The sequence below is a fragment of the Pedobacter riviphilus genome, assembly GCF_014692875.1.
In the GTDB taxonomy this organism is placed as follows: domain Bacteria; phylum Bacteroidota; class Bacteroidia; order Sphingobacteriales; family Sphingobacteriaceae; genus Pedobacter; species Pedobacter riviphilus.
The window spans coordinates 2,291,374-2,306,870 of record NZ_CP061171.1 but is presented as its reverse complement, the minus strand read 5'-3'; the positions used below and the strand labels follow the sequence as shown (position 1 = coordinate 2,306,870).

The following is a 15,497-nucleotide window of genomic DNA, read 5'->3' as shown; positions in this document are numbered from 1 at the left end:
ATTGAAGGCTAGTTTAAACGTTTTTTGATCTAAGCCTTGCCGCTTTTTGAGACCTGATAGGTTTGACGGATTAGGCTGATAATTTTTTTTGAAATGTAGTGTGTTGTGCTAGTGGCGGTCTGTTGCCCTGCTATCGCTCTAAGTCTTCACTCATGCTTCGTTCAGGGCTTTTCCGCTTTATCAGGTTTATGAACAGTGGCTCTGTATTTTATATACCGATTTAAACCTATCAGGTTTTTGAAACCTGATAGGTTTGTATGATCATTTGTAGAGAACTAAAATTTACATTCTTAAGTAATTCTGATACTTTTGCTTTATATGGCAAACGAAAAGAAATCTGCAATGAGTTTTATTATGGTTACCCTCCTGATCGATTTTACGGGCTTTGGGCTAATCATTCCGGTGTTACCAAAACTTATACAGGATTTTACCGGCGGTGGCTTTGGTTTGGCGGCAGAATATGGTGGCTGGCTCACACTTGCTTATGCATCGGTACAATTTATATTCTCTCCAATTATCGGTGCAATGAGCGATCGGTATGGACGAAGACCAGTATTATTAAGCTCTTTGTTCGGTTTAGGTGTCGATTATATTTTTTTAGCCTTTGCCCCTTCCATTATTTGGTTATTTGTAGGAAGGATTATTGCCGGTATTACAGGGGCTAGTTTTACAACCGCTCAGGCTTATATTGCAGATGTTTCGCCTCCTGAGAAAAGGGCGCAGAATTTTGGTTTGGTTGGCGCTGCATTCGGCGTTGGTTTTATTTTAGGTCCGGTTTTAGGCGGTGTTTTTAGTCATTTTGGTACCCGGGTCCCTTTTATGATTGCTGCAGGTTTATCTTTAATTAACTGGCTTTATGGGTATTTTATCCTGCCAGAATCGTTACCAGTTGAAAAACGAAGGGCGTTTGACTGGAAAAGAGCAAACCCCATCGGCTCGTTGCGGAGCATTGGTAAATATCCGGCATTAGCCGGCTTAATGGCCACGTTATTCTTATTGTATTTTTCCAGTCATTCGGTTCAATCTAACTGGACCTTTTATACCATGGAAAAATTTAAGTGGGATGCTGCATGGGTGGGTTATTCTCTAGGATTTGTGGGTTTGGTTATTGGAATTGTTCAGGGGGATTAATCAGAGTAATTTTACCAAAAATTGGAGAAAAGAAAGCCGTTTATTTTGGTCTCATTTTATATATCATCGGCTTTATTGCTTTCGCTTTTGCATCAAAAGGCTGGATGATGTTTGCCTTTATGCTTCCCTATGGTTTGGCAGGAATCGGCGGACCAGCTATGCAGGGACTTATTTCCAATCAGGTGCCTGCGAATGCACAGGGCGAAATGCAAGGTGTTTTAACTGGTTTACAGAGTTTAGCCGCCATATTTGCGCCTTGGGTAATGACACATATATTTGCTTATTTTATCGAAGGGAAAGCGCCGGTTTATTTTCCTGGCGCACCGTTTATACTGAGTGCAGTTTTAACTTTAATCGGATTGTTTATTGCTATTAGGGCATTGCAGAAGTATCATTAGCCAAGACTTTCTCACTTATGAAAAAAATAATACTATTTACATTTTTATTCCTTATTTATTATTGAAAATAAATGCAGTGCCTAACAACATCAGAATAAAAAGAGTTAAATAATCTTACCATGACGAGTTAAAGCAACTCATTGGCCAAATTGGCTAATTCGCTCCTTTCGCCCTTATGCAAGGTGATATGCGCATAAAGCGGATGGTTCTTTGCATTTTCAATCAGGTACGAAAGACCGTTACTTTCTGAGTCGAGATAAGGGGTGTCAATTTGGTAAATATCACCGGTAAAAACAATCTTGGTATGCTCACCTGCTCTCGAAATTATTGTTTTCACCTCATGCGGCGTTAAATTCTGTGCTTCATCAATGATAAAGAAAATTTTGGTGAGGGTTCTTCCGCGGATAAAAGCCAATGGCGCAATCGCTATTTTTTCGGTTACAATTAGTTCATCAATCTTTTCCGACATTTTATCATCGCCAATAAACTGCTCTTTAATAAATCGCAGATTATCCCAAATGGGCGCCATAAAAGGATCGGTTTTCGATTTTGCATCCCCTGGTAGGAAACCGATGTCTTTATTGCTCAGGGAAACAATCGGTCGGGTAACATAAATCTGCCTAAAGTTTTTACGCTGTTCTAATGCGCTTGCCAAAGCCAATAATGTTTTGCCTGTCCCAGCGTTCCCCTGTATGCTCACCAGCTTAATTTCAGGATCTAAAAGCGCGTGGATAGCAAATGCCTGTTCAATATTTTTTGGTTTTATTTTAAATATCGAATCGGTTGATACCGCAGAAATTGTTTTTAAACTATTGTTATAAAATACGTTTGCCGTTTTTCTCTTGTTCTTTAAAATATAGAAGTGGTTAGCGTTTTTTGGCGGTAATTCGATCTCACCAGCATCGATAAAAGGCTGTTTTTTTACTTCCTCAATTATCTCGATTGGAAAATCTATAAGTTCGGTCTTCCCAGCATAAAGCTCATCTACGTTTTTAATCTTACCTGTTTCGTAATCTTCTGCATTTAAATCCAAAGCTTTTGCTTTTAACCGCAGGCAGATGTCTTTCGATACCAGTACGACTTTTTTATCTGGATATTCTTCTTTTAAACTTAATGCTGCATTTAAAATCTTATGGTCAGTTTTACCTTTTCCATACACTTCTTCCGCATTTATGGTTAGTGGGCTTTCATTTAAAACTACCTTAAATTTTCCTGATCCTGGACTTTTCAACGAAATCCAATCGCTGATCAGTTTTTGTTTTGAAGTTTCATCAATAAGGCGGATAAAACTTCTGGCCTCAAAATTCCGCGTATCGTTACCGCTTTTAAAATTATCGAGCTCTTCTAAAACCTGAATGGGAATGGCTACATCGTGCTCATGGAAATTATTTATCGCATCATGATCGTATAAAATAACTGAGGTATCTAAAACGAATATCTTTTTTGACGGATTGGAGATTGATTTACCTTTTTTGGCCATTTGGTAAATTTAATATTTTAGGGATAATATGTGGAAGGATTTGCTATTCTTTTTTGATCGAAAGGCCAAAATTTTAGACAAAATAAAAACGGGGTCCCTCTTCTTTCGATTCAGTTCCCCGTTTTAACTCTAAAAACAACCGTAGCTGTATTTTAAAGCATCAAATCTTTGTTACCTTGATTTTTCCGTTATCGTTAGGTTTTGCAACTTTTGCGATTCGTGAAAATTTATTTCCAACTCATCCGTCCGTAAACTTCCTAGTTCTCCATAATCTCTGTTTGGGCCTGTGCGATTTTCTTATCGTCCAATCTTTCGATGGTTATATATATCCTTACTCGGTTTAACCCTTTCAGAAATTAATCGTTTTCCCTGTAAACGCTCCGAAACAATTTCCCTTTCGGTTCCTTATCTCTTTTGGCTCGTTTTATCAGAATTCAAAGTACTTCGTATTTGATATAATCTAATTTAGTGCATAAACACAGATTTTCCAAGCAAAAAATAAACGTTTTTATGAACAAAGTTATCCACTTAAAAGTATTGGTTATCAACATGTTGAATTATTGAAATAGCCATTTTTATTTAGTATTTCCTGTTTATTCAACTTTATTAACATTTTAGGGAATCATATTTATAAACAATTCATAATATTTTGTCAATCAATTTATTACCTGTTTTCTGCTTAAATTTTTAAAAAAAGCAAAAAACTTAATTTTAATCGCAACAAAAAACATCACTATTATGTTATTTTTGTAACATGCAGATGAGGCAACCCGTTCGAAATATACAGGACTTTTTATTGAGTACGTATTTTGCTGATGGTCTCCGCATTACTATTGGCGTACTGCTCCCCTCCTTAATTTTTGCCCAGTTTGGCATGTTAAAGTATGGGATGACTTTATCGTTAGGCGCTTTATGTGTAAGCGTGGTAGATAGTCCGGGGCCAATGGTGCACCGAAGAAACGCCATGTTAATTACCTCTGTGCTCATCTTTACCTTCTCTATCATAACAGGCCTAACCAACAAAAACCACTATTTTATCGGCTTTTTATTGGCCATATCAAGTTTTGTGTTTTCGATGTTTTACATCTATGGCATCAGGGCTGCATCGGTTGGCACTGCCGTTCTGCTGATTATGGTTTTGAGCATTGATGATATCCGCCCTTGGCAGGATGTATTGTTATATGCGATTATGGTACTGGCCGGAAGCTTATGGTATACTGGTTTAAGTTATTTTGTATATCGGTTACGTCCTTTTCGTTTGGTACAGCAATCGTTAAGCGATTCTATTTTAGAAGTTGCAGAATTTCTGCGCGAAAAAGCTAAGTTTTATCACCAAAATAACAATTACGATAAAACTTATTCAGATCTGTTACAACTTCAGGTTTCTGTTCACGAAAAACAAGATGCCGTAAGGGAATTACTATTCAGAACCCGCGAAATCGTAAGAGATTCTACTCCTGAGGGTAGATTTTTGTTATTGGTATTTGTAGATATGGTCGACCTGTTTGAGCAGGTAATGTCTACCTATTATCATTACCAGCAACTGCATGATCAGTTTGATAAAGTGGGTATATTATCAGATTATGAAATGGCCATTAAGCGGATTTCTTATGCGCTTGATGATATTGCATTTGCATTAAAAAGCGGTGGAACACCTGTTGTTTCAAAACGTTTATTGATTGAGATCGAAAGATTAAAGATCAAAATCAACGATCTGGAAAGGAATAATCAAAACCAGGAGTACAATACCCTGGGCATTATTGCCCTAAAAAATATTGAGGTAAACATCGAAAACATATTGGCAAGGGTTAAAACCATCTTTAGTTATTTTAAAATCAGAAATAGCAAAGATATTAGACAGGCCGAGGTAGATACAGAAAAATTTATCACCAGACAAAAATTCGATTTTAAATTGTTTACAGAGAATTTAACGTATACCTCTTCTACTTTCAGGCATTCGTTACGGGTTACAGTGGTAATGCTTTTGGGTTTTATAGTTGCTCAAATGCTCAATTTCTCGCACAGTTACTGGATTCTCCTCACCATTCTGGTTATTTCGAAACCAGGATTTAGTTTAACCAAAGAACGTAATTATCAGCGTTTAATCGGCACCACAGTTGGGGCGTTTATTGGCATGGGCGTAATTACTTACATCCACGATCGGAATACTTTATTTGTGATCTTACTAATATGCATGATTGGCTGTTATAGTTTCCAAAGGAAAAATTATGTAGTAAGTGTACTCTTTATGACGCCGTATATCTTAATCCTATTCGATTTTCTGGGTATGGGATCGATCGCGCTGGCACGTGAAAGGATTTATGATACTTTTATTGGCTCAGGCATTGCGTTATTGGCCAGTTATTCTTTATTTCCGACTTGGGAGTATGAAAAGCTTAAAGAGGCCATGATTGATATCTTAAAAGCAAATAAGGCATATTACGAGCAAGTGATTAAGCTGTATTTTGAGAAAAATTACGACAAAACAGAATATAAACTGGCGAGAAAAGAAGTGTATGTAAGTACGGCAAATTTGGCTTCCCTGTTTCAAAGAATGTTTTCTGAACCAAAAAGCAAACAGTTGTTTATTAAAGAGGTGCATCAGTTTACTGCGCTCAGCCATTTATTGTCTTCTTATATTGCAACACTTTCGCTCTACAATAAGGAACATCAATTTATCTTCGAGAGTTTCGATGCGCTAAAGCCGATTGCCAATAACACCAATTATTTATTGGATACCTCTATTGATAATCTGGAGCAAGGAACCGGTACAATAGATAATGTGCCATTAATCAGGCTAAATGATAATGGTTTAGTGATAAAAAAAGGTGAAGATTTGGTACCAGAGCAATTCGATCTTATCCAGAAGGTAGCTTACGATATTTATAAGCTACTAGTGAAAATCAAGATTTAGATCAGACTTTATTACGCAAGTAATCTGTCTGCATTAATTCAAGATTTAAACCATCATAAAAACAAAGGCCACTAAAAATTGTTAAGTATCCATATTAAGAAAACATTATGGAAAAGCTATATACAGCTGAAGTTACAGCTACTGGTGGAAGAGACGGACACATTAAATCTAGTGATGGAATTTTAGATTTCGATTTAAGAAAACCAAAAGAACTTGGCGGACAAGGTGGTGCTACAAATCCTGAAGAATTGTTTGCTGCTGCCTGGGGACCATGTTATTTGGGTGCGTTAGGCGGTGTAGCAGCGCGTGAAGGTATTGATGTTAGCGAAGCAAACGTGAAGGTTTTGGTTTCTTTTAATAAAGACGGAAATGCTTTCGTACTTTCAGCAGATCTGGACGTTCATATTCCAGGTATTTCGCATGAGGAAGCACAAGCTTTGGCTGATAAAGCGCATAGAGCCTGTCCATATTCTAAAGCAACCAGAGGAAATATCGAGGTAAGGGTTACTGCGGTATAGCAAGGCACCTGGCTTAAAAATTGCTGATGCCCCGAAACAAAAAAAGTCCCGATTTTTTCGGGACTTTTTTATTGATTATATTTTCTGATTAAACAGCTTCTTGTTCAATTCTTGTATTTGCGGGTCTGCCATTTTTAAAGGCATCGCGGGTTTTTAGTCCCAACAATTCAAACATGGCCATATCATCAATAAATGCAGGATTTGGCGTGGTTAATAATTTATCGCCCGCGAAAATGGAACTTGCACCTGCCATAAAGCAAAAAGCCTGCTCCAGTGTACTCATTTCATTTCTACCAGCAGATAAACGTACCACCGAGTTTGGCATTACGATACGTGCTGTAGCAATCATCCTTACCATATCCCATATTGGAACGCGCGGTTGATTTTCTAAAGGTGTTCCTTTTACCGGTACTAAAGCATTAACCGGAACTGATTCAGGATGTTTTTCCATGTTTGATAAAGTCTGTAACATCGAAACACGGTCTTCTACAGTTTCACCTAAACCGATAATACCACCACTGCATACCGTTAATTTGGCTTTACGCACGTTTTTAATGGTATTTAAACGATCATCGTAAGTTCTGGTCGAAATAATACGTTTATAATCATCTTCAGAAGTATCGATGTTATGATTGTACGCATATAAACCAGCATCAGCTAAACGTTGTGCCTGGTTTTCGGTAAGCATACCTAATGTACAGCAAACCTCCATATCCATATCATTCACAGCTTTCACCATTTCAATCACACGGTCAAAATCGCGGTTATCGCGTACTTCGCGCCATGCGGCACCCATACATAAACGTGATGCTCCCCCTCTTTTGCTTTAACAGCAGCACTAACAACCTGCCCAACCTGCATTAATGGCTGTACCTCTAAATCGGTATGGTAACGTGCCGCTTGAGGGCAGTAACTGCAATCTTCGGCACAGCCACCAGTTTTAATCGAAATCAATGAACTTACCTGAACTTCATTATAATCTTTATTTTCTCTGTGGATGGTTGCGGCTTCATAAACCAGATCTAAAAATGGTCTATTATAAATTTCGTGTATTTCTTCTTTTGTCCAATCGTGTCTTGTTTTTTGCATCGGGATCAGATTTTGCAGATTTAATATATTGTAGTATTAGTTCAATTTACAGGTGCTCAATTTAGTTTTGCAAGCGTTAAATCTTGGAATTCTAAATCAAGTAAATCCTGATTATAATAAAAGTTTGCTGGCCAGCCCTAAAATTAATAGGAAACCAAAAACATCGGTAAAAGTAGTAATAATTATAGATGATGCAATGGCGGGGTCGATACCTACGCGTTTTAAAATAAGTGGAATACCTGCACCGGTAATGCCCGCAATAATCAAATTACCTGTCATAGCCAGGAAGATAACCAAACCGAGCATTGGGTTTCCGTCGAAAAAGAAGGCAAAAATAAATACAATTAATCCGTTAGCTGCACCATTAATTAAGCCTACGGTAAATTCTTTTAAAACGGTCCTGTAAGCCTGTTTATCTGTTAAATCATATAACGAAATACGCCTTACCGTTACTGCAAGTGCCTGGGTAGCAGCATTGCCGCCCATCCCAGCAATAATTGTCATATAGGCTGCTAAAGAAGGAATTAGTTTAATCGTCGGATCGAAGTAACGCACTACAGATGATGCTAAGAAAGCTGTGCCCAAATTGATAATTAGCCAAGGTAAACGTGATTTTACGGCTTCTACCCAGTTACCACTCAACTCCTCATCTTCTGATACCCCCGAAATTTTTAAGATATCTTCTGTACTTTCTGCTTCCATTACATCGATCACATCATCGAAAGTTACCCTTCCGAGTAATTTTTGATGATCATCTATTACCGGAATACTGGTTAAGTTATACTGCGAAATCAGGTTGGCTACTTCTTCCTGATCGGTATCAGGATGTACATAAACGGCATCGACCTTAACCAACTCTGTTATCTTGGCATTGTGTTTTGCTTTAATGATATCTTTTAACGAAACTATACCTTTAAAAATCTCCTCGTCATCAACTACGTAAATGGTATAAAACTCTTCCATTTCTTCGCTCTGGCGGATAATCTCGTCAATTGCATCTTTTTTGGTGAGGTTTATGTTTACACAGATCAGTTCTGTGTTCATCAAACCACCAGCAGTTTTTTCGTCGTAGGTTAAAAGGTTCCTGATTTCTGAAGCATGATCTTCGGTAAGGTCCTCTAAGATTTCATTCTGTTCATGATCTTCCAGCTGAGATATAATGTCTGTTGCATCATCATAATCCAGTTCTTCAACTATCTCAGTGCGTTTATCAGGGTGAAGCTGAAAAAGTAAATCCTCGGGATGGGACTCTTCATCCATCTCGGAAATAATCTCAGATGCTATTTCTGCAGGAAGCAGGTTGATAATATGCTGTTGTTCGGATTTATCCAAACGCTCAAACAAAATCGCGATTTCTGAGGCATGATACTCCTCTAAAACTACTTTTAAAGTTTCATCGCCAGCTAAAATTGCATTTTTAACCTTGAGTACGTCGCTTTTATCTATTTCGAATGACTGCATCTATAACCTAACCATAAACGCCCTAAAGCTACAAATATTAAAAGTTGATTTTTATTAAAATTTCTGTTTAACCTTTCTTACCCTCGTCATGCTGAACTTGTTTCAGCATTTTTCTACAGAATAGACCCTGAAATAAATTACCTGCGGTAAGCTCGCTTAAGGCTCGGTTTACTTCGTTGCTTTCCGCTTTGCTACTGGTAAAGCTGACGAATGTAGGTTAAAACATCCTTGAAACGCATTCTTAATAAGAATGAAGTACTATTTAAACCAACCTTTACGCCAAAAATAAATCACTTGTAAAACCGCAATCACAGCCATTACAATCCAGGTGTATAAATAACCATGTTCGGCATATAATTCTGGCATGTTATCTTTCAATATCTTTCCGGTTGTAGGGTCTTCCCGACTAAAGTTCATCCCATAAATCCCTGCAATAAAGGTTAATGGAATAAATATGGACGAAATGATGGTCAAAACCTTCATGATTTCGTTCATCCGGTTACTGATAATGGATAAATTCATATCAATATTGGCCGATGCAATCTCTTTTAGGGATTCAATGAAATCAATAATCTGGATACAATGATCGTAAGCATCCTTCATGTAAGTTTTGGTCAGGTCGGATATTAACGGGCTATCGGTGCGGATAATATCGTTAAGTTTATCTCTTTCTGGCCAGGCTACTTTTCGGATCATGATCAACGATCTTTTAATGGCTTGTGTATCATACATGATCCTTTTATCAGGCTGATCATATAAGCGGTCTTCAATTGCATCTAATTCTTCACCCCAAAAATTTAATAAGGCGAAATAATTATCTACAATTACATCCATAATGGCATACATCAGATAACTAATGCCGCCAATACGGATGTTCCCCTTCCCTATTTCCAATCGTTTTCTTACAGGCTCAAAACAATCGGCATAAGTTTCCTGAAAGGTAATCAATGTACGTTCAGAGAGGATAAAAGAGACCTGATCATTATTTAAAATATTCTCCTCATTTAAAAACAGATGCCTGCTCACTGCAAAAATGTACTTGTCATTATCATATTCATCTAGCTTGGGTCGCTGGTAAGAACTGGTAATATCTTCTAATACAAGCCTGCTGATACCTAATTTTGAATAAAGTGTTTCGAATATATTAGGATCTGCCAGTCCTTTAATATCAAACCAATAACAAAAATCCTTATTTTCAATCAGTTTATCAATATTATTAATGTTTTCCAATTCCACTTTTTTATAACTCTTATCGTTATAAATATGAAGTACAATAATTGGTTTTAATGCTTCTTCATCAATAGTGTATAAACCCGGACTGGTACCTGGGGCTGGAACTTTATAGTGCTTATGGCGGTTACGCGGTTTGTTTTTTCCCATACTTTATAAATATAGCCGGGCTTGCGGACCCTGGTTAAACAACAAATCAACAATACTTAAGTTGGGTAAAAATTGATGTCTATCTTCAAAAACCTGATAATATGGCTTATTTTTTACAATATCTTCCTCTTTTTTAGGATTCATACTAGTACGAAAATCAAGCTCGGGAGCAATATTATCAAAATATTCGGTGGTAACTCCGAAGCTTTTATTAAGCTTTAACTTTTGGAGAGCCATTCTACCAATTCGAGGTTATAATCGAAAAGGAATTCGAATTTTTGATTATAAAATCGCGAAAGTTCATCTTCATAAAACTCAAAATAGGCCGAACTTCTATAGCAACTTTCTAAGCTCATCCAATGTAAACGTTGCCATTTAAAATCATAACTAATCCGTACATCTTTCATTTGCGTGTGTGTTTTTGAGCCTTTAACCACTGGAACGGTAATATCCAGTTTTCCATTGGGCGAATAAATACTGGCTCTGTTACGATAAGTCTGCTTCGCTAAATGCTCGTGTTTTTCAATTAAAAAATCCTCTCCCAGTTTTTGTAATAAACTAAAATAGCCCACTGGTGGAAGATAAAATAATGGAAGTATAGCTGTATTCTGCATTTGAAAATTTATGTTTGTAGTTGAAACGTTTTAAAAATAATGATTAAAAGAGGGATTGCGCACGTTGGCGTATTTTTTTTATACCTGTTATCGCTGCTGCCTTTATCTCTGCTCTTTTTTTTTGCAAGATTACTATATTATCTGCTTTATTACGTAATAGGCTATCGAAAAAAAGTTGTCAGACAGAATTTAACCCTTTCTTTTCCTGAAAAGTCTTCAGCCGAAATTAAGGTTATAGAGAAAAAATTCTTCCTGTATTTGGCTGAACTTATCTTCGAAATTATTAAAATGACCAGTATTTCGAAAGCTGAAATCTTAAAAAGGGTAAAGTTTACTGGTTTGGAACAACTGGAGACTCATTTTAAAACAGGAGAAAGTGTATTAGCCTGTACCGGCCATTATGGCAACTGGGAATTAGGCACATTAGCGCTTGGCCTGAGCATATCAGCCAAAACTATGGTTATTTTTAAACCCATCAAAAATAAAATTTTCGAAACCTGGTTTGATTGTTTGCGGACCAAGTATGGAAATATTTTTATGCCTATGCGGCAAACGTTGCGCGGGATAGCCGCTTATAAAAACATACCAACACTTTTATGTTTTGCGAGCGACCAATCACCTACCAGAGAAGAAACCAAATATTTTGTAGATTTTCTGCATCAACCTACTGCAGCGCTTTTAGGCGTAGAAAAAATTGCAAAATCTACTAAAAGACCAATATATTATTTTAAAGTTAATGTAGTTAAAAAGGGCTACTACCATATAGAAGTTTTGCCCATGTGCCTGGATCCGGAACGAATGCATGAATTCGAGATTACTGATCTGCACTTTAAGTTTTTAGAAAATATTATTAAAGAACAGCCGCAATATTGGCTTTGGAGCCATAAGCGCTGGAAATTTAAACCCGAATAAAAAAGAATGAACCCATCTGTAGCTGTTGTAATTTTAAACTGGAATGGAAAAGCATATTTAAAGCAATTTTTACCTGGAATTTTGCTTTCTGCGTATGATAATCTCCAAATTGTAGTGGGCGATAATGCCTCTACTGATGATTCTGTTTCATTTTTACAAGAAAACTTCCCTACTGTTAAAATTATACTGAACGACCAGAATTATGGTTTTGCAGGAGGCTACAACAAGGTTTTAGAACGCGTTGAGGCTGATTATTTTATACTGCTCAATTCGGATGTAGAGGTAACCCCCAATTGGATAAAGCCTGTGATCGATTTGATGGAAAGCGATACACAGATTGCTGCGGCGCAACCTAAAATTAAATGGCAGTTAAACAAAAAACAATTTGAGTATGCTGGTGCAGCCGGGGGGTATCTGGATATCTATTCTTTTCCTTTCTGTCGTGGCAGGCTGTTTAATGTATATGAGTTTGACTATGGTCAGTACAATGATACAATCGAAGTTTTTTGGGCAAGTGGAGCGGCATTTTTTATTAAAAGCAAATGTTGGCGAGAAACGGGTGGCTTAGATGCAGATCTTTTTGCGCATATGGAGGAAATAGATCTGTGCTGGCGTTTAAAGAACCTGAATTACAAGATTATGTACTGTCCGGATGCCGAAGTTTATCATGTTGGCGGTGGAACACTACAAACAGAGAATCCATTTAAAACTTATCTCAATTTCAGAAACAACCTGATCATCATGCAGAAAAATTTACCTGCCGGTGATGCCATTTTCAGAATAACAATCAGGATGTTTATTGATTTTATTGCATGGTGGCATTTTTTGCTTACCGGAAAGCCTAAATTTACAATGGCAGTAAGCAAAGGCCACTGGCATTTTCTAAAATCACTTTCTAAAACAAATAAAAAACGGAAAGCTGTTCAAAAAACATATAGCCAACATACAGGAGTATATAACAATAGCGTTGTTTGGGCATTTTTTATTAAGAAAATTAAATATTTTTCGAATTTGAAGTAAAATAGCGAATCGTCATTCCAAGCTCGATTGGGAATCAAATTACATGAGCTTTAAGATTCCCGTTTGCACGAGAATGACGACCAATCTTTTTGAACTTTAATTGGAATGCAGTCAGATGCTGCCATCTGACAGAAGTAATACCAGAGTAGATCAAATTAAATCAATAAACTTTCGATAGCCAAGCGATACCCTTTTATACCAAATCCCGTTAAAACACCTTGACAGTTTTTACCAGTTAAAGAAACGTGACGGTATTCTTCACGGGCATAAATATTAGATATATGTACCTCTACTACTGGAGTTTTAATAGCTGCAATCGCATCAGCAATGGCAACTGAAGTGTGTGTATAACCGCCAGCATTTAGCACTACCCCATCATAACTAAAACCCACTTCATGCAGTTTATTAATAATTTCGCCCTCAACATTACTCTGATAGTATTCAATTTCGATATTTGGGTAAACCGTTTTTAATTCTTTAATATAATCTTCAATACTGGTGTTTCCGTAAATAGATGGTTCGCGTACACCTAATAAGTTTAAGTTTGGCCCGTTAATAATTTGTATTTTCATAATATAATGTTGTAACGTTGCAATGTTATAAAAAATCTCAAATAAAAACATGCTTTGGCCATCATATATTAAAGGATTTAAATCGTATTTAAAGTTAGAGCGGTCGTTATCTGGCAATTCTGTTGATGCTTATCTGAGCGATATTGATAAATTGATCCAGTATTTTAAATCTTTGAATAAAGCGCCCTTGTTAACCGACATTAGTATAACTGATCTGAAAGCCTTTATCTCATGGCTGAATGAGCTAGGTATGCAAGCCAGTACACAGGCTCGGGTAATATCAGGACTAAAAGCTTTCTTTGCTTATTTAATGCTAGAAGATGTGATTTCAAATGATCCTACAACATTACTTGATGCACCAAAACTCAGTAGAAAATTACCTGATACTTTGAATATTTATGAGATTAATGAACTTATAGCTGCTATAGATGCTTCAAAACCCGATGGAATGCGTAATAAAGCCATTATGGAGGTTTTGTATGGCTGCGGTTTACGGGTAACTGAATTAACCGAATTAAGAATATCAAATCTGTACCCAAAGATCGAATTTATAAAGATAATTGGAAAAGGAAATAAAGAGCGTTTAGTGCCCATCGGAAGCGTGGCCTTAAAACTGCTCGATATTTACATTAATGAAGTTCGGGTACATGCTAATATTAAAAAAGGAAACGAAGATTTTATTTTTTTGAATCGGTTTGGCGCTAAACTTTCCCGTATCTCGATTTTTAACCTGATTAAAAGCCTGGCTATATCTACGGGATTAAAGAAAACAATAAGTCCTCATACCTTAAGGCATTCGTTCGCTACACATTTAATTGAAGGTGGGGCTGATTTACGCGCCGTACAGGAAATGCTTGGCCACTCGAGCATTACCACCACAGAAATTTATACCCACATCGATCGCGATTATTTAAGAGAGGTAATTACACAGTTTCATCCAAGGGCTTAATTGAAGCGCAGAAAGACTAAAGCATCTTTAATGTAATACGCAGATGCGGCATTCCTTCAATTATAGATCCTGAAACAAGTTCAGGAGGACGAACGAAGAAAGTCCCATACCAAAGCTAGGTTACTTCCGACTCTTGATCTCTGACATCGGACTTCCAGCTTTAACCATCCGATCCTTCTCTTGCATATCTTTTCTTAACTCAATATCAATAAATCCTTTAGCAGCTAACATATCAATCGTTTCTTTACCTAAATACTCATTAATCTCGAAATAAAGTTGTCCATTAGGTGTTAAGTTTGTTCTCGCAAAGTCAGCGATGGCTTTATAAAATATTAACGGGTTTTCATCGCGAACAAATAATGCTAAATGGGGTTCGTAAACCAATACATTATTATGCATATCTACTTTCTCTAAATCTCTGATATAAGGAGGATTACTTACAATGATATCAAACTTTTCTTCAGATTTGAAAGTCAAAATATCTGCTTCAATAAATTTGATCTTCACGTTGATCTGTTCCGCATTTTCTTTGGCTACGGCGATGGCATTAGGAGAAACATCCAATGTAGCTACTTCAGCTTTTGGCAAATGTTTTTTAAGTGTGATGGGAATGCACCCAGAGCCGGTTCCAATATCAAGAATACTGATTTTATGGTTAGTGTTGACTGAAAACTGCGAACTGTTATCTGAAATGATCCAATCAACCAATTCTTCAGTTTCTGGTCTAGGAATAAGCACATGTTCATTAACACAAAAAACAGCGCCGTAAAAATGAGCCTCCTCTAAAATGTGTTGAATTGGTTTCCCGATCTGCAAATCGTTAAGGATACTCAAAAGTTTTTGCATGTTGATAAAACTGACATCGATATCTTTTTGCATGATCAGTTTAGCAGAAGATAAAGCCAAAACCTTCTCGGCAGCAATACTAAATATTGCTTTTGCTTCATTATTATCGTAAAAAGGCTCAAGTTCGAGTTCGTAATGGTCCGCTAGTTCTCCTATCTTCATATGCACAAAATTACTTATTTGAGATGATAACAGCACGCTTTTGATAAGGCC

General features: G+C 36.9%; 14 protein-coding genes and 1 pseudogene. 7 read left to right on the top strand and 8 right to left on the bottom strand.

Going from position 1 to position 15,497, the window contains the following annotated elements:
* Window positions 1-318 precede the first annotated feature (318 nt).
* Window positions 319-1,131 carry a TCR/Tet family MFS transporter gene (locus H9N25_RS09400; RefSeq protein WP_330221098.1) on the top strand — a complete coding sequence of 271 codons (813 nt, stop codon included), beginning with the start codon at window positions 319-321 and terminating at the stop codon, window positions 1,129-1,131.
* Window positions 1,071-1,529 carry an MFS transporter gene (locus tag H9N25_RS25275; RefSeq protein ID WP_330221097.1) on the top strand — a complete coding sequence of 153 codons (459 nt, stop codon included), beginning with the start codon at window positions 1,071-1,073 and terminating at the stop codon, window positions 1,527-1,529. The genes H9N25_RS09400 and H9N25_RS25275 overlap by 61 nt, the downstream gene beginning before the upstream one ends.
* A 127-nt stretch (window positions 1,530-1,656) precedes the next feature.
* Here H9N25_RS25275 and H9N25_RS09395 read toward each other — a convergent pair whose 3' ends face one another.
* Window positions 1,657-3,009 (bottom strand): PhoH family protein, encoded by a 1,353-nt coding sequence (locus H9N25_RS09395; RefSeq protein ID WP_167294452.1) that lies wholly within the window; start codon window positions 3,007-3,009, stop codon window positions 1,657-1,659.
* 796 nt (window positions 3,010-3,805) lie between these two features.
* Here H9N25_RS09395 and H9N25_RS09390 point away from each other — a divergent pair.
* The gene (locus H9N25_RS09390; RefSeq protein ID WP_223833684.1) at window positions 3,806-5,923 is read left to right on the top strand and encodes an FUSC family protein; all 2,118 of its coding nucleotides are present in this window, start codon (window positions 3,806-3,808) and stop codon (window positions 5,921-5,923) included.
* A gap of 107 nt (window positions 5,924-6,030) precedes the next feature.
* Window positions 6,031-6,441: an organic hydroperoxide resistance protein gene (locus tag H9N25_RS09385; protein WP_167294450.1), complete on the top strand. Its 411-nt coding sequence runs from the start codon at window positions 6,031-6,033 to the stop codon at window positions 6,439-6,441.
* An 88-nt stretch (window positions 6,442-6,529) separates the two neighbouring features.
* On the opposite strand, the pseudogene bioB reads toward H9N25_RS09385, so the two are convergent.
* The 5 genes and pseudogenes from bioB to H9N25_RS25265 all read right to left on the bottom strand — a co-directional run bounded on the left by bioB (window position 6,530) and on the right by H9N25_RS25265 (window position 10,985).
* Window positions 6,530-7,530, bottom strand: a pseudogene (gene bioB / locus H9N25_RS09380) (biotin synthase BioB).
* A 111-nt stretch (window positions 7,531-7,641) separates the two neighbouring features.
* On the bottom strand, window positions 7,642-8,991 hold the full coding sequence (gene mgtE, locus H9N25_RS09375; protein ID WP_167294449.1) for a magnesium transporter: 1,350 nt from the start codon (window positions 8,989-8,991) through the stop codon (window positions 7,642-7,644).
* Window positions 8,992-9,249: 258 nt separating this feature from the next.
* Window positions 9,250-10,371 carry a magnesium/cobalt transporter CorA gene (gene corA / locus H9N25_RS09370; RefSeq protein ID WP_167294446.1) on the bottom strand — a complete coding sequence of 374 codons (1,122 nt, stop codon included), beginning with the start codon at window positions 10,369-10,371 and terminating at the stop codon, window positions 9,250-9,252.
* Window positions 10,372-10,374: 3 nt separating this feature from the next.
* Window positions 10,375-10,515 (bottom strand): WbqC family protein, encoded by a 141-nt coding sequence (locus tag H9N25_RS25270; protein ID WP_330221108.1) that lies wholly within the window; start codon window positions 10,513-10,515, stop codon window positions 10,375-10,377.
* 74 nt (window positions 10,516-10,589) lie between these two features.
* A complete protein-coding gene (locus H9N25_RS25265) occupies window positions 10,590-10,985 on the bottom strand; it encodes a WbqC family protein (protein ID WP_330221096.1) in 396 nt (131 codons plus the stop codon).
* 39 nt (window positions 10,986-11,024) lie between these two features.
* On the opposite strand from H9N25_RS25265, the gene H9N25_RS09360 reads away from it, so the two are divergent.
* Together H9N25_RS09360 and H9N25_RS09355 are read left to right on the top strand one after the other, a co-directional pair.
* Window positions 11,025-11,897 carry a lysophospholipid acyltransferase family protein gene (locus H9N25_RS09360; protein WP_190328707.1) on the top strand — a complete coding sequence of 291 codons (873 nt, stop codon included), beginning with the start codon at window positions 11,025-11,027 and terminating at the stop codon, window positions 11,895-11,897.
* Between the two features lie 6 nt (window positions 11,898-11,903).
* On the top strand, window positions 11,904-12,917 hold the full coding sequence (locus H9N25_RS09355) for a glycosyltransferase family 2 protein (protein WP_190328706.1): 1,014 nt from the start codon (window positions 11,904-11,906) through the stop codon (window positions 12,915-12,917).
* A 155-nt stretch (window positions 12,918-13,072) separates the two neighbouring features.
* Here the strand turns inward: H9N25_RS09355 and aroQ are convergent, their stop codons facing one another.
* Window positions 13,073-13,489 (bottom strand): type II 3-dehydroquinate dehydratase, encoded by a 417-nt coding sequence (gene aroQ, locus H9N25_RS09350; protein WP_190328705.1) that lies wholly within the window; start codon window positions 13,487-13,489, stop codon window positions 13,073-13,075.
* A gap of 49 nt (window positions 13,490-13,538) precedes the next feature.
* Between aroQ and xerD the strand changes: the two genes are divergently transcribed.
* A complete protein-coding gene (gene xerD / locus H9N25_RS09345; RefSeq protein ID WP_190328704.1) occupies window positions 13,539-14,438 on the top strand; it encodes a site-specific tyrosine recombinase XerD in 900 nt (299 codons plus the stop codon).
* Between the two features lie 120 nt (window positions 14,439-14,558).
* Here xerD and prmC read toward each other — a convergent pair whose 3' ends face one another.
* Complete coding sequence (gene prmC / locus H9N25_RS09340) at window positions 14,559-15,482, bottom strand: peptide chain release factor N(5)-glutamine methyltransferase (RefSeq protein WP_223833683.1); 924 nt, start codon at window positions 15,480-15,482, stop codon at window positions 14,559-14,561.
* Window positions 15,483-15,497 lie beyond the last annotated feature (15 nt).